The following is a 23,835-nucleotide window of genomic DNA, read 5'->3' as shown; positions in this document are numbered from 1 at the left end:
GATCACCGATGCACACCTGTCCGCCTTCGAGCGGCCCGACCTCCGAGTTGCTGTTCGTCGCCTGCGTCCTGCACGGCATCGGACTGGCCAGGGCCGTGACCCACGCGTCCAGATCACGATCGACCCTGGGGCTACGAGGCCGGTGTGTTCCTCAGGAGGTGGTCGAACCCGAGCGGGGGGCGTCCGAGGAGTTCGGTGATGTCGTTCGTGGCGCGGTCGTAGCGGTTTTCGCGGTGGAGCCGGGCCATGGTGGCGATGTGCTCGAAGACGTGGGGCGGCAGGTCTGCCTTCTTCAGGTCGTCTTCCAGCCATTCCTCGTACGGCACGTCGACATAGGTCACGGGGCGGCCCAGGGCTGTGGAGAGTTCGGCGGCGATGGCATTCATGTCACGGGACTGTGCGCCGGTCAGCTCGTAGACCCGGCGGGATGGCGAGGTCGGGGCGAGCAGGAGATGTGCGATCACCTCCGCCACGTCGGCCGCGGCGACCGGAGAGGTCCGGGCGGAGCCGAACGGGAGGCGAATCGTACTGTCACGCTGGACCGAGGCGGCTGCGACCCGGGCGAACAGCGGGTTCTCCATGAAGACCGTGGGCCGCACATGTACGACCGGTGCCCCAGACCAGTCGAGGACGTGCTCGGACAGCCAGTGCAGTCGCTGCTGCCGGGATTCGGTGGTGCTGGTGAGGCTCATCTGCGACACCGTCATCTGCGACATGCTCACCAGCAGATCGAGGCCGTCACCCTCCTGGATGGCCGCCGCAACTGTCGTGGCGGCCTCCAGGTATACGGGGGACACGCTCATCCCGAAGTAGGCGCGGCGGCAGCCCGAGAGTGCGTCGACGACGTCGGCGCCGTGCGTGAGGTCGCCGACCACCACCTCCACGCCGTCCAGGGCCCGCAGCACCGCGGCCCGTTCGTCGTCGTGATGCACCAGAGCCCTCACCGGCATACCGTTCGCTCGCACATGATCGAGGACCATGTTTCCGACTCCGCCGACTGTGCCACCGACGCCGGTGACAAGGATGGGTCCTGCGCCCATGTCGATCGCCTCCTGTAGTTCGGACCGGGGTGTCCGGTTGCTCGGGAATGTCCGGCCTCGGGTTGTGTCGGTCGTCCGCGCATCCGCCGACCGACGTCTGGGTGATGTTTGTCCGCAAGTCCTCCTGCCGTACCGGATTCCCAAGGCGGGGAGACTGCTGAAGGGCTTGTGGACATGGGCTCACCTGACGTTCTGATGGCTGGTCATGAGCCGGGGACAATCACCATCCGGAAGCGCGCCTTGCCGGTCGGCGTCTTCCGGTAGTCGGTGTCCACGCCGTCCAGTGGCACGGTCTCGGTCACAGGCCGGATGCCGTGCAGGGCGCTGAAGGACATTGCCCTTCCTCGACGTCCGATGCGGTGCCGGCCGGGTGGCGGTGCAGGATGGAGGTGCCGGTGAGCGGTTGGGACGGGGGTGACGCCCAAGAGGATGGTGTCGGCTCCGATGACCACGAGTTCCCCGCAGGGGAGGCGGGCCGGGCACTGTGGCGGTGATGGCTTCGGAGTTGCCGGCGGTGGCGAGGACGCCCCGGCGCGAACGAGGGACTGGAGGGACCTGGCGACCGGGGTGCCGTAGGCACTGTTGACGTAGTGGTGAGCGCCGAGTTGCCGGGCGAAGTCGGCCTTCTCCGCGCCCCGCGCGATCATCACGGTCCCTAAGCCCGTCGCCGCCGCGAACTGCACTCCGAGATGGCCGAGGTCGCCGAGGCCGAGAACCGCGACCAAGTCGCGGGGCCGAGCGGAGCTGTTCCGCAGGCCGTTGACGACGGTGACGCCTGCGCAGGCCACAAACGGTTGTCGTGCATGTAAAGATCTTTGGAGTGGCACTCGGTGTGGGCACTCGCCAACGCCATGGCCGCATCCCAATTCCGGAGCCGTTCCGCTGCCCGGACCCGCTCGAACACTCCACAGCAAAGGTGGCGGAACCTGTGGATTCGGGACATGGTTCGCTCGACCACCCGGGCGATGGGTCCAGGCGGTCGGAGTTGTCGACTGGTGCATGGGCCCACGCTGCATTGGCATCGGCGTCCACTACCTGTCCGGCCATCTCCGCTCGGCGGCTCGGCCTCGGCCTCACCGTCCACCGTGCGCGGCAGCTCACTCTGGAGATGATGGATCGGGCCGACATCATCCTCACGATGGACGTCGCGGCGCTCGACGTCCTCCGCGAAGTCTGCGGCGAGAGTAATCGGCCCAAGCTCGCCCAGGACCTCGGTGACCGAGACATCCCGGACCCTGATAGGCAAAGACCAGGCAATGCTCAACGTGTGTGCCGTCCTCGTCGAGCCGGGAAGGGATCTGCATGTCCGCCGGCCTCACCGGTGAGCGGCTGACTCGCGACGGACGGAATCTCGTCCACGCGCCTGTCCAATATGTCCGGACGGCCGTATGCGGGGGCCGCTCCGACACGCCCCGCCGAACGCGGGGGTCGGCCAGGAGCGGACCTACCGATTCCGGCAGTCGGGCCGACGACACCTTGCTGGTGGGGGCGACCGCCGCTTCGCTCCGCTTCAGGTGCCGAGCGTTGTGCGTCTGCCCGTTCCCGGCCGGCGACGCCAGCGACACAAAAAAGGTGGGTTTGCCTAGTTCGGTCAGTTTCGCCTGTGTCCCCGCCCCACTCCTCGACATCACCCCGGGCTGCACCGGTGGATGACGTCCGCGTCCGGGACGGCCACATCCCCGCCGGTCGCCAGCACCACGTCGGGCTGGAGCCGGTCGGTCGCCCGACGAGCTCGGAGTGGGCCGAGCGGCACCCGGGCCATGTCCGTCACGGCGGCTGGCGACGCCAACTTCGTATGTCCGCCGGTCCCGCCCCTCCGCCCGTGACGACGAGGCGGAGAGAGGCGCGGTCCACTGCCACCTCGTCCGCGGTGCGAGCGGGCGCCCGGACAGGCCGCACAGCGGCACCGGATCGGTCAGGGCGTGCACTGTCACTGTCCGGCGCCGGCAGCGGGACCGGGGAGACGCATGGACGGCCCGAGTGACGGAGCGTGGGGTGGGCTCCCAGCAGTGGGACGATCCTGGTGGCGCGCCTTGCAGGTCTCTGAGGAGCGCGGCGTGCCGCGCTTGGGGACAGGGGGGCCTACAGTTTGGTCATCTTGGCGTACGGGCTCAGGATCCGCACTTGTTCTGAGCCGAAGTCCACAAGTACCGCGATTCCCTCCTCGATGCTGATGACCCGGCCGAGGCCGTACACGTCGTGTGTGACCTGGTCGCCTTCGGTGAAGTGCTTGGGGGCTGGTGTGACGGGGGCCTTGAAGGGGCTGGTGGGCAAGTGTCGCTTCGGTGCAGCAGGCTTTGTCATTGCCCCTAGTATGCGCCTACCGCCCGCGCTGGTGGCTGTCTCGCTCATCGTTCGGCTCCACTCCGGCAGGAGTGGGGCCTGCTCGTCGGTCGGCAGACGGGCGGTGTCGGGCGGTTCGGCTTCACTATCAGGCCGTACGACCCGTACCCTTCGTGGTGTCTACGGCGTCAGATAGCGGGCGCCAAAATCTGGAGGCAATACCTCGTGCTGATTGCTCAGCGTCCTTCGTTGACCGAAGAGGTCGTCGACGAGTTCCGCTCCCGGTTCGTGATCGAGCCGCTGGAGCCGGGCTTCGGCTACACCCTCGGCAACTCCCTGCGCCGTACCCTCCTGTCGTCGATCCCCGGCGCTGCTGTCACCAGCATCCGCGTCGACGGTGTCCTGCACGAGTTCACCACCGTGCCGGGCGTCAAGGAGGACGTCACCGACCTGATCCTCAACATCAAGCAGCTGGTCGTCTCCTCGGAGCACGACGAGCCGGTCGTGATGTACCTGCGCAAGCAGGGTCCGGGTCTGGTCACCGCCGCCGACATCGCGCCTCCGGCCGGTGTCGAGGTGCACAACCCCGACCTCGTCCTCGCCACGCTCAACGGCAAGGGCAAGCTGGAGATGGAGCTGACCGTCGAGCGCGGTCGCGGCTACGTCTCGGCCGTGCAGAACAAGCAGGTGGGCCAGGAGATCGGCCGTATCCCGGTCGACTCGATCTACTCGCCGGTTCTGAAGGTCACGTACAAGGTCGAGGCCACGCGTGTCGAGCAGCGGACCGACTTCGACAAGCTGATCGTCGACGTCGAGACGAAGCAGGCCATGCGTCCGCGTGACGCCATGGCGTCGGCCGGCAAGACCCTGGTCGAGCTGTTCGGTCTCGCCCGCGAGCTGAACATCGACGCCGAGGGCATCGACATGGGCCCGTCCCCCACGGACGCCGCCCTGGCCGCCGACCTCGCGCTGCCGATCGAGGAGCTGGAGCTCACGGTCCGCTCCTACAACTGCCTCAAGCGTGAGGGCGTCCACTCGGTGGGTGAGCTCATGGCGCGCTCCGAGGCCGACCTCCTCGACATCCGCAACTTCGGTGCGAAGTCGATCGACGAGGTCAAGGCGAAGCTGGCCGGCATGGGCCTGGCCCTCAAGGACAGCCCGCCCGGATTCGACCCGACCGCCGCCGCGGACGCGTTCGGCGCGGACGACAACGGGGGCACGGGTTTCATGGAGACCGAGCAGTACTGATTGCTGCGCCGGGTCGCGGCCGAATCCAACCCCGCCCGGCCGTAGCAGCTGTACTCCTTCCGGGTACTTGATGGTCTCGGGTACCAGCACGGAAGGCAGTGGTAGCCCTTCACGCGGCGCTGTATGCCGGAAGTGAGGGCGGTCACGGCAGGTACGGAAGGGCGTGGGGCTTCGGCTGGGTACGTGGCCGGAGCCCCACGCTCCGTTCCGGCGGGGGTGGTTACGCCTCCCAGCCGGCTGCCGCCCGCCATGGGACTCGCCCCGGCTACCGGCCCCTCCGGAGCGTGCGTTCGCGGTGTGCGTCCGTCGCGGAGAGTGGGGCAAGCAGTTCGTGCGAGCTATGTCGCTCTCCGGGCTCGCCACTGTGGCCGACCGGGCCTCGTGGGCTTGCTACGACGGAAAGAAAGCCTGACTGCTGTTCCATCGCTGTATCGCTGCATCGCCGCGAGGCTCGCGTGATCACGAAGTGCTGCCAACGCTCTTCGTCGTGTGGATCGTGCTGGAGCATGTGTGGTTCTGGTCGTGTACGGGGGCGGCGGAGTCATCGGGAGGCCGCGGTTGATGCTGCCGTGAGTCTGTCCACGGCCGTGGCGACTTCCTCGGGACTGGAGATCATCGTCAGGTGCCGGGCGCCCGGGATGAGCGTTGCAGGCGGTGCGCCGATGCGCCGGGCGGTCTCCTGAGGCGTCTGCCGGGTGAACACGTCGTCCTGGGCGCCGAACACCACCGACTTGGGCAGGCGCACGTCGGCGAGCCGGGCCACCTGATCCGCGGGCAGACCGGGCACACCGGCGGCCAGCATGCTCCACAGCGCGTTCTCCGCGCCCGGTACGCGAAGCGGGCGTCGCCACTGATCGAGGCCGGCCGCGTCCAAGCGTGGACAGGCGGGCCCGCACTGTGCGTCGTACACGCTACGGATCACCGTGTCGATGCCGAGCCCGATCCGCAGCAGGCTGGTGCGGTACGGGTCGATCAGCACGTACTTGAAGGCCGGCGGCGGCCCGGCACCCGTGTCGAGGGCGTCACCGTCGAGAAGCATCACACCGCCCAGCCGGCCAGGAGCCCGCAACGCTGCCTCGGTGACCACGGCGGCTCCGCTGGAGTGCCCCACCAACAGCGGGCGCTCGCCCGGACCGCCGAGGTGCATGGCGTCCAGGAAGCCCATGAGCTGCCGGGTGAAGTGGTCGACGGTGTAGGGGCCGCGGCGCTCGCTGTATCCGTCGCCGGTCAGGTCGAGCGCGTACACCCGGTGGTTGCGGGCGAGCAGAGGGGCAAGGCGCGACCAGGTGTCGACGGATTCGAAGGCGCCGTGCACCAGGACAACGGGTGGGCCCCCCGTGCCCCAGGTCTGGTAGCGCGTGCGGATGTCGGCGGCCTGCACGTACCTGAGTCCCCGCGGCGGCGCGTCGCGTCCGGCCGTGACGCCGTTGTAGACGAACGAGGCCGCCGTGACGACGACGAGTACGACGGCACTGCCCAACGCGGCGCGCCGCAGCCACCGCCGCAGCCGGGCACGGCGTGGCCGGAGCGCGCGACTGGCAGGGACTGGCGTTGGAGCGGATGACGGTTGGGTGCCCCCGTCTCCGTCGCCACCCGGGGCGCCGTCTCCGGCTCGGCAAAGATCAGCTGTCACAGCGCAAGCATCGCCCACGGCACACTCGCGGTCATCCTGCGGGAGGAGCCTCTGTGACTACTCCTCTGGGCGTAGGGGAGTACTGGGCGCATGGGAGGGCCGGGGTGTTCTGGGCGGTGGCCGACGTGGCTGCTGGCCGGGATGCGGGGGCGGGCGAGACTCTTCGGGTGAATTATGTGAGTGATGGTTGTCTGGTTGGTGGTTCGTTATTTGTTGGGTGGTCCGTAAACCATATATTCATTCCAGCGTTTGCTGTGGCGGCGCTGGTACGCAGAGTTTGTTGATGTTTTTGCTGGCTGCGATGTCGGGAGGAACTGTCGTGCGAGTGGCTCGGTCTGTTTTCGCTGCTGCGACGGTGGCGGTTTCTGCCTCTGTCATTGGGTTGCCGTTGTTCTTCACGGATTGGGTGTCGCGGGGTTCGGGGGTCGGGCAGGTTCGTATGGTCGGTGCGGTGGGGGCTTCGTGGGGTGAGGGTGGGGCGTCGGGGTTGCCGTTTGCGGATCCGGGCTGGGAGGGGGCGGGTTGGTCGTGTCGTCGGTATGAGGGTCCGTATTGCGGTTGGGTGAGGGCGTATTGGGGTGGGTGTGACAGGGAGTGGGGTCTGAGTTTCGGGGTGAAGGATCCCGCTGTGTTGTGTCCTCTTGATCCTCGTCCGACTTCTTCTGGTGCGGCGAGTTCTTCGGGTTCGCCGAGTCCCTCTGGTTCGCCGGGTTCTTCGGGTGGTTCGGGTTCTTCGGGTGGGTCGGTTGCGGGTGGGGGTGGTGGTTCTTCTGCGGGGCTGGGCAGCTTAGAGGGCCGCGGCCGTGGGGCTGTGTCGGGTCGTTCGGCCGCTTCGGGCGGTCTCGGCGCTCTGCGGCATCGCCGTGGGGGGCGGTTGGTTCAGGCGGGCTCTGCGGGGAGGCCTGCGGTGGGCGGTGGTGCCGGTGGTCGCGCGCGTTCACCGGAGGTGCGGCAGGGGGAGGCGGGCGTGCCGTCTCCTGGTGCCAGCCTGCATGCCAGGGCCGGTGCAGCGGCGGCGGAGGACGGTGGCCGGGCCGAGTGCGCAACGGGTCTTGCCCGGGCTGCATGCACGGCGGGTCTTGTGCAGGCGGTCCATGCGGCCGTGAAGGGTTATGTGTCAGTATGTCCAGCGGTCGGGTGGACTGCCGGAGGTGGTGATTGTGCGGGTGCGGGTGCGGGTGCGGGTGCGGTGCCGTCCGGGCGTGGCCGGTCCGACTCTCTTTTCGGGGGTGTGCCGCTCGGCGGCTGGGAACACTGGATTGCCGGCATCTCGGGTTCCTGACGTGGTGTGGGGTCGGGGACCGGGGGTGCTGCCGTCTTTTGGGTCGGGTGTCAGTCGTCGGAGCGGTGTCGGCGGTGCCAGGCGGTGGCGAGCATGCCGAGGAGCATGAGCAGTCCGCCTGCTGCGATGAGGATGTGCTGGGTGCTCAGGAGGCCGGTGCTCCAGCGGGCGGCCGTGTCCGCGGGGGCGTCTTTGCGGGGTGAGGGAAAGGTGGAGGGGCTGGTGCCGCCGTGCGGACCGGCGCGGTCTTCGCTGTCGTCGTCGTGGTTGTGGTCGTTGCAGTGGGCTTCGGGGAAGGGGAAGGCGCGTTTGTGGTTGTCGTAGGTTTTCACGACGAAGAGGGGGTGGATTCGGAAGAAGTCGCGGATGGCGAATTCGTACTGTCCGGAGGTCTGGGTGGGGTAGTTCACGCTCAGGAAGGTGGAGACGGTGAAGGTCGACCAGGGCTGTTCCGGTGACCAGGGTGTGGATTTCGGGGTGCCCTGCAGGACGAGGGCTTCGGGTCCGCGGTGGCCGTTGGTGAGGAACGCTCTGATGGTCGGTTCGATGAGGACGACGCGGCGGTGGCTGCGGCAGTCGCGCCAGGGGTTGTGGTGGTCGTGGTCGCGGTCCCCTTCGTGCAGCCGGACAGAGGCGGGGGTGTGCCGTGCGGTCGCGGTCGCGGGCGCGGTGGCGTGGGCCGGTGGGGATGCGAGGGCGATGGCTGCGCTGGCCAGTGGTGCTGCGACCCAGGGGCGATGGTTCATCCGGTGACCTCCGTGAGTGGCGGGCGCGGGCAGCCTCCTGCCGGCCGGGATATCCGAATCCTGGTAGAAACTATGAGAAATCAGCTCGTCATATCGTTAACGTCCACGGGTGCCGTACTACTTGTCACTCCACCGCAGCAGTCCCGTGGGGAGCCGAACCGCGGGCGGTCTTCTCCCGTCTGGCGGAGGCTGGTGGCGAGGGCGTTTGGGGCGGGGCGATCGAGCTCTCGGCGCCGTACCGAAGGCGCCGGTGGGCTTGTGGTTCATGAGCGCAATCAGGCAGGCCGGTGCGCTGCACCATGCGCTCGTCCGGCGCCCTCCCCAGCTGGGCCCTCAGGATTCGGCGGACCTGCGCGGCCGTGCGATCTGCGTGCTCCTTCTCCAGCGTCATAGGGTTCGAGGCCGACCGACCCGACGAGTTGTGGGTCGCTCCCTTCCCTGGTCCCCGTTCCTCGCCGACGGACCTGGCGGAAGCCTTCCGCTGCTCCTACGTCGACGAGGCCATGGCCCGAGCTGTTTCAGCGAGGTGGGCGGCGGCTGGGTACCTGTTTTGGACCGAGGCGTCTGAAGGGGAACCAGAGATCGCGGTGAGTGCGTCACGTGATCGTGACGACTTCTCGGACGTGCTTGCGCACTGCGAGCCCTAGCGACGCGGAGAGGATCACTGACCTGCACACTCTGGCTCGAACGGCGTACTACCAGGCAGGTGGACTGTCAGCCATGGAGCTCGCTCCCCCCGAAGCGCTCTCCAGCCGCCAGGAGAGCTGGATGCGTGCGATCCAGTCCAACGACCGGACTGTGGTGTGCGCGGAGCGAGAGAGCGAGTTGGTGGGCGTTTTGGCGATGGGCCCTCCCTACGAAGCTGATGTCGATGCCGCGTCTACGGGCCAGCTCTACCAGATTCACGTCCGCCCCGGCCTTTGGGGACACGGCATCGGCAGCCACCTGCACGCGGCATTCGTGCAATTTCTTCGCGATGCATCACTGGCCACGGGTGTATTGGAGGTATGGGAACGCAACAGCCGAGCCCAGGCCTTCTACACCCGGCACGGATGGAGGCGGGATGGACATCATCGGCCTGGTCCGGGTAACGCGCGCTACGTTCGCATGTGTCTCGGCCTGGGTCTCGAAGCACAACCGGGTCGAAGTGGTCAACTCGCTGCAGAGTCCCGGGCCAGAAGGGGGTACTGATCCACCGGCACCTCGCCGAAGAGAACGAAGTTCGTGTGCTGCTGTTCTCAGCGTGTGGTCGGTTGGCGGAATCGGCGGTAGTGCGTTCCTCCGCTGATCAGGGCTGTGATGCTTACGGCGGCGGCTGTCCAGATGCCGTCGGCGCCGGTCTCCGCGAGTGAACTTTCCGTCCGCTACTGCGCGAGCGCATGCGGCGTGCCGCGCGCGGTGTGTGGTGTGAGCTGCTTGTGCGGCGCCGGAGGGGTCGGCCGCGTCGGCGTACGGAGCGGGCCGGCGGTGTGTGCGGGTGGGTTCGCTGGGCTGGCTGCTGGGGGAGTTCAGGGTAGGGCGCCCGATCGTGACGGGTCCGCCGGATGCATTGTCGTGGTGCCCGGGATGGCCCTTACCGGGTGTCCAGGCTTCCGGTGCGCGGCCAGCCGGCAATGGCTGACGTGGTCGGCGGGTGCTCCGAGGAGGTGCGTGGCCCCCGTTTCAGGGGCGGGCTCCTGGCGTAAGCGCTCGCGCCTGTTCCCACTGTTCGGGGGGTGCGGTGGAGGCACGGAGGGCAGCGGGGCGGCGGGGGCGGAAGATGCCTGGGCGGGCGGGCTGGCTGGTGGTGGGGGGAAGGGTGCGGGCCCGGGCACCAGGGAGTGATGCCTGGTGTCCGGGCCCGTTGGCGCGCGTGTGGCGCGTGGGTTGTCGGATAGCGGTTGGGGGGGGTGGGGTTTCCCGGCTCGATTGCGGCGGGCCGGGGCCCCGTGTGTGCTGTCGTATTGCGGTCAGTCGTTCCAGCCGCCCTCGCCGCCGCCCTCGCCGCCGCGGTCGCCGCCGCGGTCCCCGCCCCGGCCGCCCTCGTCCCAGCCGCCTTCGTGGTCGCAGACCACGCGGAAGCTGGCCACGACGCCGTCCTTGACGTGGACGCCGTCCTTGACGTGGAGGTCGTCGACGCCGAAGCTCGTGCTGTGGGCGCCGACGGTGGCGATGGGGGCGCCGTTGTCGCAGACGGCCCCGCGGAAGACCTCGACGCGCTTGTGGCTGTCGTTGCGGACGTTGAGGGTCTTGGCGCCCAGGCCGCTGATCACGGTGATGCAGTCGCCGGGGCGGGCGGAGTAGGACCGCTCGTTGACGAAGATGCGGCCCTCTTCGTGGCGCCGGCCCTCTTCGCGGCGGCCGCCGCCGCCTTCGTTGCCCTTGCCTTCGTTGCCCTTGCCTTCGTTGTTGTTGTTGCTGTTGTTGTTGTTCTTGCCCTGTCCGGAGTCGCCGCTGAAGGGTGCCTGCGGGGCGGCGACGGCCGCGGGGGCTGCCTGGGGGGCCGGGGCGGAGGCCGCCGAGGCGTAGGTGATGCCGGTGACGGCGAGTGCCGCGGCGGCTCCGGCTGTGGCGGTCACCATGGTGGAACGAGCGAGCTTCATGTCGCTTCTCCTGTCTGTTATCTCCGAGATGTCGGCTCGTCAGCCGACTGCGATCAAACGTACTCATGGCTGTCGTATCGGTCATTTCGGAATGTCGATGGGAGGGGGCCGATCGGGGTATATGCGGCTGCTTCCGCCGCTCGGCCGGGATGTGAAGTGACCGGAGAAAAAGGCGTATTGAATGACGATTAGCCCTTCCGAATGATCTGCTGACGCTTGCTCACCCCATATCGACCGCGTGTCGCTGCGAAATGCCTGAGTTGGTCCGTGCTAGAGGACCGGCTGTGCCGAAGTCTGCTCGTCGTTCTACCCGGCAGGACACGGCACGGCGGCGGCGAATCAGCGCTCTTCGGGCCCGGTGTTGTCGGCTGGCAGCAGGAAGCAAGCCGTGGCGGCCGGGTACGGGACCCTGCGGTGGGCTTGGAGGCAGAGGTCTTCGGGTGGCGGAGCTGCTCTTGCCGGCCGTCGGAAGTCGGTGCAGGGCGGGGGTGCGGGGTGCACGGGGCGAGCACCTGGCCTTGCTGAACGGCTGCATGCGGTCGGCGGGTTCCTCGGCGGCCGTGATGTTCGGGATGGCCGCCTCCTCCTGAGCGCGCCAGGGCACCCAGCCGTCGAGCAGGCGCGGCCGCCCTCGCAGGACGCGCACCGCCGACGCGGACCTGCGCGGAGTCGCTCAGGCGGTGAGGACCTTCCAGGCCGCCCCTCGATGGGTGCTCCATTGCCGACGATGGTGACGATGTGCCGGCCCGTTTCCGGCGCGTGCTGTCCGGCCTTGGCCATGCCGTCGGCGTACGACAGGACCGCCGATGCGGGGGAGTGTGCGATGTGGTCGTGCGTGGACTCCTCCCGGCTGAGGTATCCGGAGAGCCCGCCGCGTTGCCGCAGCCCGGAGAACTCACCGGCCCGCCCGGTGGCGACCTTGTGGACGTGTGTGTGGTGCCGGACATGCCATGGCAGTCGGTCGCGCGAGGAGTCGAGGAGCCGGTGCAGTGCCAGGGGCAGTTCCGCGGTGCCGAGGTTGGGTCCCGGATGGGCGCCTGCGGCCGCGACATGGCGGATCAGGAAGTCGCGGATCTCCCCAGCGCGCCGGATCGGCTGCGCATGGCGCGGTTTCTTCAGGTCAGAGGGCTGGTTGACGCGTGCCGGCAGGCTCATGACGCTCCTCCGCGATGCTGCCGTGCTGTCGGCGGATACTCAGGGCAGCCGATGCTTGCTGGAAGAGTCGCTGCTCACCGGGAGACCGATGCCCCGAGGGCTCTCTGCTCCAGGGCGTGCCGGAGGGCGGAGCCGACCGCGGGGCGGGTGCCTCCGGCCGGCTGACGCATGCCACCGGGCGTCCTGCCGACCGGTGCAGACGTGGCGTGACGAGGGACCACGCACCTTCGCTCTCTGGCTCCTCCTGCACCCATCGCACGTGCGCGGCCGCAGGGAAGTGGGCGAGTTCCGCCGCGAGCTCTGCCTCGGCGAACGGGCAGAGGCGCTCCAGCCGGACGATGTCCGTGTCCGTCGGGCCGGAATGTCTTGGCGGTGGGCGTCGGGGTCGTGGGGGGACCTTGCCCGTGCACAGCAGCACGCGTTCGACCTGGACGGGGTCCACCGTGGCGTCCGGCAGGACCGGACGGAAGGAGCACTGGGCGCACTCGGCCAGGGTGGAGGTGGCCGCCTTCGACCGCGGCATCGACTTGGGGGTGAAGACCACCAGCGGCCTTCGGCCGCCCAGAGTCTGCTGCCTGACCGGATGGAAGTAGTCGCCCGGCAGAGAGGGGCGGGCCCACGGTCGTGTTGCCCTGCGCGCACAGTTGCTGGCGGTCTTTCGGCATGACCGCGACGACACCTACGTGCCGTGCCGGTGGCAGACCTCGGCGAAGGACGCCGCCGGTCTTGGGCGTCCCTGTCCGTGTGAAACACAACGCCGTCGACTCGGCGGCCGCGGGTGCGGACCGCCATGTCGATCGTGCCGGTGACGAGTTGGGTGCGCATCCGGTCGGTGATGGACCAGCCGGTCGCGTGGAGCGGGCGGATGTCGATGACTGCGGCCGGATGCAGCCACCCGGCTGCCCCTTATCAGGCAGGCCCTGAGGGGAACGCCCTGGCGCTGCACTCGCCAGGGCGTCCGTATGGGTTACGGCTTCGGGAGGGCGCAGGTCGGCAGGGTGAGGTCTATCTGGTTGCCGGAGCCCACGCAGGGGGCGATGAGGTAGGTCTCCTCGGCGTAGCCGATGCCCTGGTGGATGGTGACGTTGCCGTTCTGGTCCACCTCACAGGGGTTGTCCAGTGTGCACTGCTCGCCGTTCTCATTGGTGGTGTTGTTGACCGCCACCACCTGGCCGGTCGAGGTGTCTATGACCGGTGAGCCCGAAGTACCGCCGATCACATGGCAGCCGGAGGTGTACCGGACGGAGTCCTTCCAGGTCCAGTCGGCCTCCCTCACCTCGTGGGCGAAGCCGTCTATCGCGCAGGAGTAGGTGGACTGCCAGTACCCGGAGACCACCTCGATGTTGTGCCCCTGCACCGGGTGCGTGGTGGCCAGCGGCAACGCGTCGATCTGGTACTGCTGGCGGATCTGGGCGTAGGTGCTGCTCAGTTGGTACAGCGTTATGTCGGTGTCGGTCATCGTCGCGTACAGCACCTTGGTGGCCTGCAACGTGCCGACCTGGTTCGCGTCGGCGTCCAGCAGCGTGAACGTACGGCTGGACGGCTGGTCGGTGATGACCTGCCCCGCGGCGGGCATTCCGCTCTCCAGGCAGTGCCCGTTGGTCATGACCATCGCCGGGTCGTCATCCGCCGCGGCGGGGGAGCGTACGACGGATCCGGAGCAGTCGTCCAATGCCACGGTCCCGGCGAAGCTGACCTGTGCGTCCGCGGGCCTTGTCGCGGCCTCGACCGGTGCGGCGGTCACGCCGAGCAACGTGATGACGGCGAGACTTCCTGCCGATAGAGCGGCGATGAGAGAAGGTCTGTTCATGTGGGGGGATCCTCTCCGTACCGGAGTGTTTCCGGATTTGGCATGCGCATTGTCGGATGGCGGGGTCGAGAAGAGAACCCCTCGGGCAGTGGACAGGGGCCCGCCGGGTGCGGAGCGAAGCGTGGCGTGCATGCCTGACCCGGCCGAGCGCGTCGGCGGGGACGCCGGATACGGGACGGCGTACTGGGCGGACATGTCGGACGACGCCCGCGAGCCGTGCGGCCAGTACGGCTGCAAGTACGACGAACTGGTCCTGGACGGGGGTGCGGAGACCGACGTGTGCGATGGCGTGGTGCCCGTCCCCCCTCCCTGCGGAGCGGACGCGCTGGACGAGGAGGCCGGGTCGTCGAATCGGACGACCTCGGCGACTGCGAGACGCCGCGGGAGCCGAGCAGGAAATGTGGGGCGGGGCATGATCGGCGCCCCTTGGCGTCGTGCCGATTCGGTAGTCATCCGCAGGCCGCGGCACCTCGGACATGGAGAAACGGGTGACGCGCAACCGCCCCTGCTGTTCGACCTCTCGCTGGACCGTCAGACGTTCCGCGTTGAGGCTGATCCTGCTGCGCACGTTCTGAACGAGGCGCCCGTAGGCATGTCGGCATGAGGGCCCAACGGGCGTGGGAATTCGCCATGTTGGGGTGCCCCGGTGCCCGGCGTGAGCGTTCAGCTCGGTTCTTCCCCGAGCCTCCCGCACAACAGATCCGTCACGAGCTCCCGCGCCTGCGCGAACCCGCTTGCCAGCAAGGGCTCCCGTTCTGGGGCCGGCTGCCGCACCTGTTGTCGTCGTTCGTCTCCCGCACGCTTGTGGGCGAGCGTGCGCTGGTGCTCCGGTACCAACCGGACAGAGATATTCGATCAACTGCTCAACTCGTCAAAGGGGCACGCCATAGGCTGCTGCCCCACACGAGGGTCAGTCGAAGGGGGCGTCGTGCCACGGTCCGACACGGCGGTCAGGGCGCGTACCCGCCTGTTGTTGATGTACAACCTCACACCTCAGGTACGGGTGCCCGACGAGATGCTCCGCCCGCTGACCGAGGCGTTCGACCTCGGCCGGTTCGCCGCCCACGTCGAGGCCGCTGGGTTGTTGCTGCCCCGGCTGGTGCTGCACGAGCGCGTACCCGAGATCACGCTGCCGCCGAGCGCGGTCCGGGTCGACGGTGCGGCGATCACCCTGGCCGTCACGCCTCGCCGGGACCCGCTGCTCTTCGTGGACGTCGAGATCGAGGACGGCGCGGACGGCTCGGACGCAATCGCCGAGACCCTCTACGCCACCTGGCAGGACCGCTCCGCGACGCGCGTCGGCGGGGCGCCGCTGACCGAGTGGCTCGACGGGCGCCTGCGCGCGTACGGCGTCACGGACCTGCCCGCCGACCAGCCGCCGCTGGAGTTCGGCCGGAACGTCCACCAGAGCGTCTTCCCTGGTGCGGAGCTCGCGCGACGGCTGCTCGCCGAGCACGTACCCGGCGACGCGGTCGGCCCGGACGTGGTGACGATCGTGCTCCGCGGCACCATGGACGGCGGCACCGGCGCCACGCTGGGCATACGTCGGCCCGAGATGCTGAACAACCCGGGCCAGACCATGGTCGCGCACGGCAGGGGCGTGTCAGCGATCGTCGGCTACGCGCCGCCGGTGGAGAACGCCTTCGGGTTGGCCGCGGCCGGCATCCTCAACGCGGTCGCGGCGGTGCACCGCATCCGGCGGCAGGCGTTCGAGGCTCTGGAGCTCGACCGGGTCGCGGTGGTCGAGACGGCGGACGATGCCCGCACTCTGGTCGCACGGCTCTCGCGTCGGCTCAGCGACCTCCAGCTCGACCTGAGCTTCAGCGTCGAGGCGTACGCCGATACGACTTTCATCCCGGAGCTGCTGGTCGAAGGCTTCCACTCGTCGCTGCGCGGCGTCGCGGCGCTCGCGGACGCGCTGGCCAACACGTCGCGCATCGTCGAGCGAGTGGACGCGGTGCTCGCGACGCGCCGCGTCGATCTGGAGACGGCGTCCCAGCGGTACGCCGAGCGCCGCGACCGGGTGCTGGCCGCGGCGCTCGCCGCCGGCTCGGTCATCGCGCTCCCGCCTGCACTGCTGCTCGCGTTCTTCGGTGTCAACAGCAGCGACGTGGACCCGCGCCGGTCGATCCTGGACGTCCACCACTACGGTGTCGCATACGCGCTCGCCTGGTTGCCGTTCCTGCTGCTGATGGGGGCCGGCCTGGTCGCACGCCGCCGCATATCGCTGCGTCTGTCCGACCCGGACGCCGACATTCCGGCTGTCGATCCCGACCGGCGCCGAACCCGGCGCACCTGGCTCGGACGATCGCGGCGACGCGGTCGGTGACGCCGAGCTTCGCGGACACCGCGGACACGGCGGACATGTCGCTGCGCAGGGTCTTGCCGGAGATGTCTGGCTCACCGGCCGGTCACCACCACGCGGGCGAACAGGGGCACCGTTCGAAGGTGGACGCGGTGTCGGGGCTGCGTGTCCGAGGTGTGGTCCGTGGCGGCGGAGTGCTGCGGCGCCTTGAGCGGCGCGTGTGTCCCGGTGTGGGGCAGCGCGGGGCGGGCGCGGCTCGTAACGGCTCCGATCTCACCCGTTCGGCGGTGGGGAAACGCCGGGAGGCAAGCCACTGGCGAGGGCGCGGGTAAACGTGCCCGCGGGCCGCCCGCGGTGCAGAAACCCCAGGTGGATCGGTCAGTGAGTGAAACGACGCCGCCCGGGCGCCAGGGTGTGACGCCTGGTGTACGGGCCTGGTGGTGTGTGCATGGCGTGTGGGTTGTCGGACAATGGTGGGGATGGGGTCCCCGGCCCGATTGCGGCAGGCCGGGGCCCCATATTGCGCGGTCGGTCTCGGATCAGTCGTTCCAGCCGCCCTCGCCGCCGCCCTCGCCGCCGCGGTCCCCGCCCCGGCCGCCCTCGTCCCAGCCGCCTTCGTGGTCGCAGACCACGCGGAAGCTGGCCACGACGCCGTCCTTGACGTGGACGCCGTCCTTGACGTGGAGGTCGTCGACGCCGAAGCTCGTGCTGTGGGCGCCGACGGTGGCGATGGGGGCGCCGTTGTCGCAGACGGCCCCGCGGAAGACCTCGACGCGCTTGTGGCTGTCGTTGCGGACGTTGAGGGTCTTGGCGCCCAGGCCGCTGATCACGGTGATGCAGTCGCCGGGGCGGGCGGAGTAGGACCGCTCGTTGACGAAGATGCGGCCCTCTTCGTGGCGCCGGCCCTCTTCGCGGCGGCCGCCGCCGCCTTCGTTGCCCTTGCCTTCGTTGCCCTTGCCTTCGTTGTTGTTGTTGCTGTTGTTGTTGTTCTTGCCCTGTCCGGAGTCGCCGCTGAAGGGTGCCTGCGGGGCGGCGACGGCCGCGGGGGCTGCCTGGGGGGCCGGGGCGGAGGCCGCCGAGGCGTAGGTGATGCCGGTGACGGCGAGTGCCGCGGCGGCTCCGGCTGTGGCGGTCACCATGGTGGAACGAGCGAGCTTCATGTCGCTTCTCCTGTCTGTTCTCACGGAGATGTCGGCTCGTCAGCCGACTGCGACTAAACGTACTCATGGCTGTCATATCAGTCATATCGGGAGTGTGTGGCAGAGGGCCGATCGGGGTATCTGCAGCCCTGTCTGCCCCTCCGTCGGGATGTCAAGTGACCAGAGAGGAAAGGCAGATTGAATGACTATTAGTCCTTCCGGTTGATCTGCTGACGCTTGCTCACCCCAGGCCCCCCGCGTGTCGCTCTGAAATCCGTGCGTTGAACCGTGTTAATGGAACGGCTGGCCGAAGATGGCCCGGCAGGAGTCGCGCAGTGGCGACGAGTCAGCTGTCGCGCGACGCCGACCGCGGGCCCGCGCCCTGATGGAGTTCACCCGGCATCGAGGCGCTGCACTCCGGCCTGACCGGTCCCGGTGTGACGGAGCGGTGCAGTTGGCGAGTGAGCGGTGCGGTTGGCGGGTCCTAGAGGACCTCAGAGGCGGCGACTCGCGGCCGGCGAGATCGCAGCCAGATTCGCGATCAGCGCGCCATCCATGAGGGATCATGAGGCTGCCGCGGCTGTCCAGCGTCGTGGAACACCGGCTTCTGGTGAACTGTCGAGTCGCACCGGTTGCCGCGGCACGCTGCTTCCGGCGAGGTGTTGGCTCAACGCCTGAGCCGGAGGACGCCTCTTCCCCCGGCGAACACGGTCGCACGTCGCCCTGGCGGCAGAGGACGGCGGCACCCGAATGGATGTCACCGTCGAGCTGTCCGCACGACCTGCGAGGCAGCGAGCTCTTCGTCGATGATGCCGAGGCTTCCCGTTTCTTCCGCAGCGGGGTGATGGGCTACTCGGCCACCAGCTCTGGCCGTCGCCTGGACGGCATGGAACGGCTGACCAACGCCACCTGGATCGGATGCCCCCTCAGGCCGTGCCGTAGGGGCATCCTGTCGGCACTCCTGTGGTCCGGTGTACGAAGGCCGGCCGCAGGTCGGGATCCTCGGGGTCGTAGTAGTGGTGGAACACCGCGGTCGCGCCTCCGGACAGGGGCGGGACGATCCAGCTCCAGTCGGTCGGTACCGGGCGCCCGTGCCGCCTCTCGCGGTCCACGTGGGCGAGGAACCGCCGCGACTCCGTGTGGTGGTCGGCCATGCTCACCCCCGCCTGCTCGTAGGAATGCAGGACGGCCAGGTTGAGCTCGACCAGGGCGCGGTCGCGCCACAGGGTGCGCTCGTTGCGGGTGTCGAGGCCGAACAGTTCGGCGACGGCGGGCAGCAGGTTGTATCGGTCGGTGTCGGCGAGGTTGCGCGAGCCGATCTCCGTGCCCATGTACCAGCCGTTGAAGGGCGCGGCCGGGTACGTGACCCCGCCGATCTCCAGCGACATGTCGCTGACGGCCGGTACCGAGTACCAGCGCAGACCGAGGTCGGCGAATCCGGGATGGTACGGATGCGTCAACGGCACCTCCAGCACGGCGTCCTCGGGCACCTCGTAGAACTCCGGGGCCAGGCCGGAAGCGGGCTGGACCAGCAGCGGCAGCACCTCGAAGGGGGTTTCGCCGCCCTTCCAGCCCAAGTCCCTGGCCAGCGCCACCCGGTGGGCACTGCGAGGGTCGTCCGCGTAGCGCACCAACTGCTCACCCAGCAGCCTGGCGGCGGGACGGCCGGGGCGATCGGGGGCGAAGACGCTGATGACCGGCCGGATACGGCCTCCGTTGGTCGCGATCCGCAGATGCTCGAAGCACTCACTGGCGATGTCGTCGGGATGCGTGACGTGCCGCAGGTCCCGCACGATCAGGTTGTTCCAGTAGAGCCGGCCTATGCAGCGCGCCGCGTTGCGCCAGGCCACCCGCGCGCCGAACGCCACCTCCGCCGGAGTGTGTTCGTACGTGCCGAAGCGGTCCACCTGCGCCGTGACCTCCGCGAGCCGTCGGCGCGGATCGCCGTCGCCCGGGTTCTCGGCGGCGTACTGGCGGATGAACACCTCGGCGGCCGCCAGAACGGCCTCCTGCGCCGGTGGGCGGCGCCGAGCTGAATAGGGCGAAGGGGGGAGCTGCACTGGATTGTCTCCTGCTCGGGGTCTGGCACTCATACCGGTCCGGCGGGCGGGCGCGGCAAGCGGGTGGCAGCACGGCCGGGGCCGGGTCGGCCGGATCGGACCGGGCGCTCAGTCCTCGGGCGGTTCCCGCAACTGCCGGGGCAGCAACGAGGCCTCAAGCGCGGGCACGTCGAAGGGGTCGAAATGGATCCGCTCCGGCGGGATGCCCTGCCGGGCCAGGGTGGCTCTGGCCTGCGTGACCATGTCCACCGGCCCGGAGAGGAACGCCTCGTGCCGGTACCACGGCCCGAACTCCTTCAGCACCCGAGGCAAGGTGCCCTCCAGCCCCGCAATACGCTCGTGCGACACCGCGGCCCGCACCGAGAGCCAGTGGTGCCGCTGGGACATCCTGAGCATGTCGTCCAGGCCGTAGAGCTCCTCAGCGGTCCGCGCGCCGACGAAGACGTCGACGTAGCGCTCTGTCCCGGTGCGGGCCGCGTCCTCGACCAGGGCCTTGATGGGGGCCATACCCGTCCCGCCGGCCACGCACACCAGGTCCCGCTCGGTGCGCGGGTCGAGCGTCATATCACCCTGAGTGGGTCCGAGCCGCACCACGTCACCGGGCTTGGCGCTGTAGACCAGGCCCTGACTGACCTGGCCCTGGGCGATCGCACGCACGTGGAAGGTCACGGTGTTGTCCGGTCGCGGTGCGTGCGCGGGCGAGTAGTAGCGCCACGCCTTGGGGTGCCAGGGCGTCTCCACGCTCGCGTACTGGCCTGCCGTGTACGGGTAGGGCGCGTCGGGCCGCACGGTGATCTCCGCGATGCCATGGCCGCGGTGCAGGTGGTGGATGATCTCCGCCTCCCACACCGCGGGCGCCGTGCGGGCGTCCTCCCTCGCGGCGTGCATCATCACCTGCGCGACGACGTCGTATCCGTGCGTCCATGCGGCGGCCAGCTCCGGGCTCCACGCCGGGCCGGCGTAGCGGGCCAGGGAGGTGAGCAGGCACTCGCCCACCGCGGGGTAGTGGCCGTCGAGCGCCCCGAACTTGCGGTGGTCGCGGCCCAGCCTGCCGCAGAACCGGATCAGGTTCTCCGGGTCGTCGACGAGGTCGACGATCTGCAGCAGGCCGCGCAGCAGCCGGTCGCGCTGGACGTCCAGATTGTCGGGGAAGAGCCCGCGCACCTCGGGGTGGCGTGCGAACAGAATGGCGTAGAAATACACCGTCATGTCCGCTGCGTACGGACCGACCACGGCCACGCTCGCGCGCATCAGGGCGATTTCCTCCGCGGTCAGCGGCACGAGGTCGGGCAGCGGACTCGGCGTCGGGGGTGAAGGAGTGGACGGAGGCTCTGCTGATTCCGGTGACTGCGCCGCGGCATCCGCTGCGTCACGGCGTTCTCGCGACGCACGGGAGAATATCACCGGGCGCCTCCCGCTTCATATTGAATCGTCATCACCATGAGGGAAATTCAGTTTCAGGGCAGTGGGGAGCGGGGACCGCCGCTACCAGCGCAATCGGTCGCGGCTGCCGGGGACAGGCCGATGGCCGGCACAGGGTTGCGCTGTGCCGGATGCCCACCCAGCACCCAGAAAGGGTCCGCCATTCGGCTGTGACGCCGTCACGATACGACGCCACGGATCAACTCGGCCGCGCGCGGGCGACTTGGGAACGGACGGGGCGGAACTCCCTGGGGCGTCCTGCCGTTCGGTGGTGATCGGCAGGAACGCATTCACCCTAATGCACAATCTTCACCCGTCAACCGGAGGATAGGCACGACCTCGCCGCCACTCGCGTGCCTTCGCCCCGCAAGCTTGCCTGTAACGCGCGCGTTCGGCGCCGAGCAGGGGGAATTGATGCGGAATCGACCGGAGGAAGCGTGTGGAACCGGCCGGAAACAGACCTCCGGCGCGGCGGACGGGCAACTCCCGGTAATCCTTTCCCATTTCTGCTGGTGAGGCGTCGAGCTCGCCCCGAATTGCCACGTGAAACCAGTCGGGTTCGGTCGCTGCTGCGGATTCACAAGGCATGGCTCATGACAGCGTAATACCAGGTGAATTCAACAAGCTGAACATGATCTCTGTCGGTAAATCCGGATATCCGGGGCACTTCGTCGGGCTTCGCGAGGCTCGATCACGAGCTCGATCGCGAGCTCGACCGGGTGGTGCGGCGTCGGCTGGGGCAGGGCGCGGCGTGGGTGGGGAGCGCGCAGACGAGGGGCCGGAGCCGTTCGTAGACTGATCGTGGGGTCTCGCCGGTTGAGCTCTGCGGTGATGGGAATGCGGCGAGGTGAAACGGGCGCGGGGAACCACGCCTCCGCCCTGTGTACACGCACCCGCGCACCAAGCTGATCATCCACCTCCTTGAGCGCGAAGATAGGCCCATGGAATACATCGTCGCCGCGGGAGGGGTACTGGTCCTGGCGCTGGTCCTGACCAGCATCCTGCGCACGCTCGTGGTACCCCGAGGCCTCTACTCCGCGCTGGTGTTCCGCCTGTGGTGGACACTGCGCAGACTTCTGCGGCTCAAAGCCCTCCGCGGCGGCTACGACGCGATCGACCGCGCCCAGACCTGGCTCGCCCCGCTGATGCTCATCGGCATGCTCGCCAGCTGGCTCGCCGGTGCGCTCCTCGGCTTCGGCCTCCTGCTGTACTCGCTGTCCCCGCTGTCCTGGACCACCGCGTTCCGGGAGGCCGGGTCCAGCCTGTTCACGCTCGGTTTCGCCAGTGGAGCAAGGCTGAAACTGTCGGTGCTCGACTTCGTCGCCGCAGCCACCGGCCCCGTTCTGATCGCCCTGCAGATCGCCTACCTGCCCACCCTCTACGCCGCCTACAACCGTCGCGAATTGGAGGTCACCCTGCTCCAGGCACGGGCCGGCGAGCCCGCCTGGGGGCCGGAGATCCTCGCCCGGCAGTGGCTGGTCGACACCGAGACCGCCCTGCCGGCGCTGTACCGGGCCTGGGAGCGGCTCGCCGCGGACATGGGCGAGAGCCACTCCACGTACCCCATCTTGCTGACCTTCCGGTCGCCGCGTCCGCACCGCAGCTGGCTGGTCGGGCTTGTCGCGGTGATGGACGCGGCGGCGATGCAGCTGGCGCTGGACCCCCGGCTCGCCCCGCCGGAGGCCCGGCTGGTGCTGCGGGCCGGCTTCACCGCTCTGCGTGACATCGCCCGCGCGCTGCGCATCCCTTTCGACATCGACCCGTCGCCGGATGCGACGATCCGGCTCACCTTCGCCGAGTTCGACGCGGCCGTGGACATGCTGGAGTCGGCCGGCTTCCGGGCCGAACGCCCGCCGAAGGAGGCGTGGCCGCACTTTCAGGGCTGGCGGGTCAACTACGAGGCGATCGCCTATGAGCTGTGCCGCCGCTGCGACGCCGTACCCGCGTTGTGGACCGGCCCCCGCGACTTTCCCGGCGGCCCGATCCCGCCCGCGCGCCCGGCGGACCGACGGCCTCGCGGCCTGGCGTAGGACGGCCGGGACCGCCCCTCGCCCACCGGCGGTCCCCGGCCTGTGGCGGGAGGTTCCCAATGGCGGACTGAAGCACCCACTGGCTTCCCCATGGAGAGGCCAGTCCGTGAGACATGGCTGCTAAACTCCTTTGGGAGGGTTCGTGATCTCTCCCAGGTTGGCCCGCGTGATGAGCGAGGTGCCCTACCAGTCACGTCCCGCAGGTTCTGGGTTCACGTGCCCGCCCAGTACGACCCCGCACAGCCGGCGTCGCTGATGGTGTTCCAGGACGGATGGTGGTACCTGGACCCCCAAGGAGAGGTCCGTGGCGCGATCGTCCTGGACAACCTCGTCCATCGCGGCGACATCCCGGTCACCATCGGGGTGTTCGTCGACCCCGGCGTCTTCCCCGACGCCGAGGACCCGAAGAATCGCAACACCGAGTACGACGCGTTCGACGACCGGTACGTCAGTTTCCTCCTGGACGAGATCATCCCCGAGGTCACGCGGCGGTACACGATCGCAGAGGACCCTGATCGGTGGGGCATCTGCGGTGGCAGCAGCGGCGGCAACTGCGCCTTTACGGCAGCGTGGCTGCGCCCGGACACGTTCCGCCGTGTCATCGGGTGCCTGTCCAGCTTCACGCAGATGCCAGGCGGCAACCCGTACCCCGAACTGATCCCCGGCGTTCCCCGCAAGCCACTGCGCGTCTTCCTGCAGGCGGGCCATCGTGATCTGCGCTGGAACGAGCCCGAAGCGAACTGGCTCGCCGACAACTTGCGTGTCGCGGCCGCGCTCGCGGAAGCCGGTTACGACTTCCGCCTAGTCCTGGGCGACGGCGGCCACAGCCCCAACCACGGTGGGGTCCTGCTCCCTGATGCCTTGCGCTGGTTGTGACGGTCGGGTGATCCCCCGGACTAGCCGGTCGGCTGGTCCGGGGCTGCGTCGTAGCGGCGCCGGTCTCGGATCTGGGCCCAAGGCTTCGATGACCCGGTCGATCCCGCGAGCTTGTCGTTCAGGATCCGGACCTCCTGGGCGAGTGTCCGAACGAGCCGGGCGATCACAGCCTCACCTGGGGCGGTTGGTGGACCGGGTGCGGTCACGGACGAGATCGTCGCGGC

The 23,835-nt window shown here is 69.1% G+C and carries 19 protein-coding genes; 5 read left to right on the top strand and 14 right to left on the bottom strand.

Annotated features, from left to right (window positions below):
• Nucleotides 1–131: 131 nt before the first annotated feature.
• From AC4OXY_RS06640 to AC4OXY_RS06625, 4 genes are all read right to left on the bottom strand, one after another.
• Complete coding sequence (locus tag AC4OXY_RS06640; protein WP_356031118.1) at nucleotides 132–1,040, bottom strand: NmrA family NAD(P)-binding protein; 909 nt, start codon at nucleotides 1,038–1,040, stop codon at nucleotides 132–134.
• A gap of 203 nt (nucleotides 1,041–1,243) precedes the next feature.
• Nucleotides 1,244–1,375 carry a hypothetical protein gene (locus AC4OXY_RS06635; RefSeq protein ID WP_356031117.1) on the bottom strand — a complete coding sequence of 44 codons (132 nt, stop codon included), beginning with the start codon at nucleotides 1,373–1,375 and terminating at the stop codon, nucleotides 1,244–1,246.
• 798 nt (nucleotides 1,376–2,173) lie between these two features.
• On the bottom strand, nucleotides 2,174–2,668 hold the full coding sequence (locus AC4OXY_RS06630) for a glycosyltransferase (protein WP_491994800.1): 495 nt from the start codon (nucleotides 2,666–2,668) through the stop codon (nucleotides 2,174–2,176).
• A 454-nt stretch (nucleotides 2,669–3,122) separates the two neighbouring features.
• On the bottom strand, nucleotides 3,123–3,344 hold the full coding sequence (locus AC4OXY_RS06625) for a hypothetical protein (RefSeq protein WP_356031115.1): 222 nt from the start codon (nucleotides 3,342–3,344) through the stop codon (nucleotides 3,123–3,125).
• A 204-nt stretch (nucleotides 3,345–3,548) separates the two neighbouring features.
• On the opposite strand from AC4OXY_RS06625, the gene AC4OXY_RS06620 reads away from it, so the two are divergent.
• Nucleotides 3,549–4,571: a DNA-directed RNA polymerase subunit alpha gene (locus AC4OXY_RS06620; protein ID WP_402068035.1), complete on the top strand. Its 1,023-nt coding sequence runs from the start codon at nucleotides 3,549–3,551 to the stop codon at nucleotides 4,569–4,571.
• A gap of 541 nt (nucleotides 4,572–5,112) precedes the next feature.
• Here AC4OXY_RS06620 and AC4OXY_RS06615 read toward each other — a convergent pair.
• The 3 genes from AC4OXY_RS06615 to AC4OXY_RS06605 all read right to left on the bottom strand — a co-directional run bounded on the left by AC4OXY_RS06615 (nucleotide 5,113) and on the right by AC4OXY_RS06605 (nucleotide 8,232).
• Nucleotides 5,113–6,051 (bottom strand): alpha/beta fold hydrolase, encoded by a 939-nt coding sequence (locus AC4OXY_RS06615; protein ID WP_491993415.1) that lies wholly within the window; start codon nucleotides 6,049–6,051, stop codon nucleotides 5,113–5,115.
• Nucleotides 6,052–6,441: 390 nt separating this feature from the next.
• Complete coding sequence (locus tag AC4OXY_RS06610; protein WP_491993414.1) at nucleotides 6,442–6,603, bottom strand: hypothetical protein; 162 nt, start codon at nucleotides 6,601–6,603, stop codon at nucleotides 6,442–6,444.
• A gap of 933 nt (nucleotides 6,604–7,536) precedes the next feature.
• Complete coding sequence (locus AC4OXY_RS06605; RefSeq protein ID WP_491993413.1) at nucleotides 7,537–8,232, bottom strand: hypothetical protein; 696 nt, start codon at nucleotides 8,230–8,232, stop codon at nucleotides 7,537–7,539.
• Nucleotides 8,233–8,823: 591 nt separating this feature from the next.
• Here AC4OXY_RS06605 and AC4OXY_RS06600 point away from each other — a divergent pair.
• A complete protein-coding gene (locus AC4OXY_RS06600; RefSeq protein ID WP_491993412.1) occupies nucleotides 8,824–9,423 on the top strand; it encodes a GNAT family N-acetyltransferase in 600 nt (199 codons plus the stop codon).
• 758 nt (nucleotides 9,424–10,181) lie between these two features.
• On the opposite strand, the gene AC4OXY_RS06595 is transcribed toward AC4OXY_RS06600, so the two are convergent.
• The 4 genes from AC4OXY_RS06595 to AC4OXY_RS06580 form a co-directional block, all read right to left on the bottom strand.
• A complete protein-coding gene (locus tag AC4OXY_RS06595) occupies nucleotides 10,182–10,814 on the bottom strand; it encodes a hypothetical protein (protein WP_491993411.1) in 633 nt (210 codons plus the stop codon).
• 339 nt (nucleotides 10,815–11,153) lie between these two features.
• Nucleotides 11,154–11,969 (bottom strand): 1-deoxy-D-xylulose-5-phosphate synthase N-terminal domain-containing protein, encoded by an 816-nt coding sequence (locus AC4OXY_RS06590; RefSeq protein ID WP_491993410.1) that lies wholly within the window; start codon nucleotides 11,967–11,969, stop codon nucleotides 11,154–11,156.
• The gene (locus tag AC4OXY_RS06585) at nucleotides 11,935–12,492 is read right to left on the bottom strand and encodes a hypothetical protein (protein WP_491993409.1); all 558 of its coding nucleotides are present in this window, start codon (nucleotides 12,490–12,492) and stop codon (nucleotides 11,935–11,937) included. Before AC4OXY_RS06585 ends, AC4OXY_RS06590 begins: the two co-directional genes overlap by 35 nt.
• 444 nt (nucleotides 12,493–12,936) lie before the next feature.
• A complete protein-coding gene (locus AC4OXY_RS06580; protein ID WP_491993408.1) occupies nucleotides 12,937–13,779 on the bottom strand; it encodes a S1 family peptidase in 843 nt (280 codons plus the stop codon).
• Between the two features lie 928 nt (nucleotides 13,780–14,707).
• On the opposite strand from AC4OXY_RS06580, the gene AC4OXY_RS06575 reads away from it, so the two are divergent.
• Nucleotides 14,708–16,108: a hypothetical protein gene (locus AC4OXY_RS06575; protein WP_491993407.1), complete on the top strand. Its 1,401-nt coding sequence runs from the start codon at nucleotides 14,708–14,710 to the stop codon at nucleotides 16,106–16,108.
• Nucleotides 16,109–16,623: 515 nt separating this feature from the next.
• On the opposite strand, the gene AC4OXY_RS06570 is transcribed toward AC4OXY_RS06575, so the two are convergent.
• The 3 genes from AC4OXY_RS06570 to AC4OXY_RS06560 form a co-directional block, all read right to left on the bottom strand.
• Nucleotides 16,624–17,244, bottom strand: coding sequence for a hypothetical protein (locus AC4OXY_RS06570; protein ID WP_491993406.1), 621 nt, complete (start codon nucleotides 17,242–17,244; stop codon nucleotides 16,624–16,626).
• Between the two features lie 905 nt (nucleotides 17,245–18,149).
• Nucleotides 18,150–19,283 (bottom strand): nitric oxide synthase oxygenase, encoded by a 1,134-nt coding sequence (locus AC4OXY_RS06565; protein WP_491993405.1) that lies wholly within the window; start codon nucleotides 19,281–19,283, stop codon nucleotides 18,150–18,152.
• 108 nt (nucleotides 19,284–19,391) lie between these two features.
• Nucleotides 19,392–20,534, bottom strand: coding sequence for a globin domain-containing protein (locus tag AC4OXY_RS06560; RefSeq protein WP_356037634.1), 1,143 nt, complete (start codon nucleotides 20,532–20,534; stop codon nucleotides 19,392–19,394).
• Between the two features lie 1,112 nt (nucleotides 20,535–21,646).
• Between AC4OXY_RS06560 and AC4OXY_RS06555 the strand changes: the two genes are divergently transcribed.
• Complete coding sequence (locus AC4OXY_RS06555) at nucleotides 21,647–22,735, top strand: hypothetical protein (protein ID WP_362823560.1); 1,089 nt, start codon at nucleotides 21,647–21,649, stop codon at nucleotides 22,733–22,735.
• A gap of 90 nt (nucleotides 22,736–22,825) precedes the next feature.
• Entirely contained in the window at nucleotides 22,826–23,611 is a 786-nt protein-coding gene (locus AC4OXY_RS06550) for an alpha/beta hydrolase (RefSeq protein ID WP_491993404.1), read from the top strand.
• Nucleotides 23,612–23,835 lie beyond the last annotated feature (224 nt).

The organism is Streptomyces sp. HUAS MG56 (genome assembly GCF_058673395.1).
This window is presented reverse-complemented; position numbering and strand designations above follow the sequence as displayed.

Excerpts from the sequence above, each read along its gene's own strand:
- AC4OXY_RS06585 (WP_491993409.1), bottom strand. The coding sequence starts at position 12,492 with ATGCCGCGGTCGAAGGCGGCCACCTCCACCCTGGCCGAGTGCGCCCAG.
- AC4OXY_RS06625 (WP_356031115.1), bottom strand. The coding sequence starts at position 3,344 with ATGACAAAGCCTGCTGCACCGAAGCGACACTTGCCCACCAGCCCCTTC.
- AC4OXY_RS06570 (WP_491993406.1), bottom strand. The coding sequence starts at position 17,244 with ATGAAGCTCGCTCGTTCCACCATGGTGACCGCCACAGCCGGAGCCGCC.
- AC4OXY_RS06605 (WP_491993413.1), bottom strand. The coding sequence starts at position 8,232 with ATGAACCATCGCCCCTGGGTCGCAGCACCACTGGCCAGCGCAGCCATC.
- AC4OXY_RS06555 (WP_362823560.1), top strand. The coding sequence starts at position 21,647 with ATGGAATACATCGTCGCCGCGGGAGGGGTACTGGTCCTGGCGCTGGTC.
- AC4OXY_RS06630 (WP_491994800.1), bottom strand. The coding sequence starts at position 2,668 with ATGTCGAGGAGTGGGGCGGGGACACAGGCGAAACTGACCGAACTAGGC.
- AC4OXY_RS06590 (WP_491993410.1), bottom strand. The coding sequence starts at position 11,969 with ATGAGCCTGCCGGCACGCGTCAACCAGCCCTCTGACCTGAAGAAACCG.
- AC4OXY_RS06580 (WP_491993408.1), bottom strand. The coding sequence starts at position 13,779 with ATGAACAGACCTTCTCTCATCGCCGCTCTATCGGCAGGAAGTCTCGCC.
- AC4OXY_RS06635 (WP_356031117.1), bottom strand. The coding sequence starts at position 1,375 with ATGTCCTTCAGCGCCCTGCACGGCATCCGGCCTGTGACCGAGACCGTG.
- AC4OXY_RS06560 (WP_356037634.1), bottom strand. The coding sequence starts at position 20,534 with ATGCGCGCGAGCGTGGCCGTGGTCGGTCCGTACGCAGCGGACATGACG.
- AC4OXY_RS06640 (WP_356031118.1), bottom strand. The coding sequence starts at position 1,040 with ATGGGCGCAGGACCCATCCTTGTCACCGGCGTCGGTGGCACAGTCGGC.
- AC4OXY_RS06595 (WP_491993411.1), bottom strand. The coding sequence starts at position 10,814 with ATGAAGCTCGCTCGTTCCACCATGGTGACCGCCACAGCCGGAGCCGCC.
- AC4OXY_RS06550 (WP_491993404.1), top strand. The coding sequence starts at position 22,826 with ATGGAGAGGCCAGTCCGTGAGACATGGCTGCTAAACTCCTTTGGGAGG.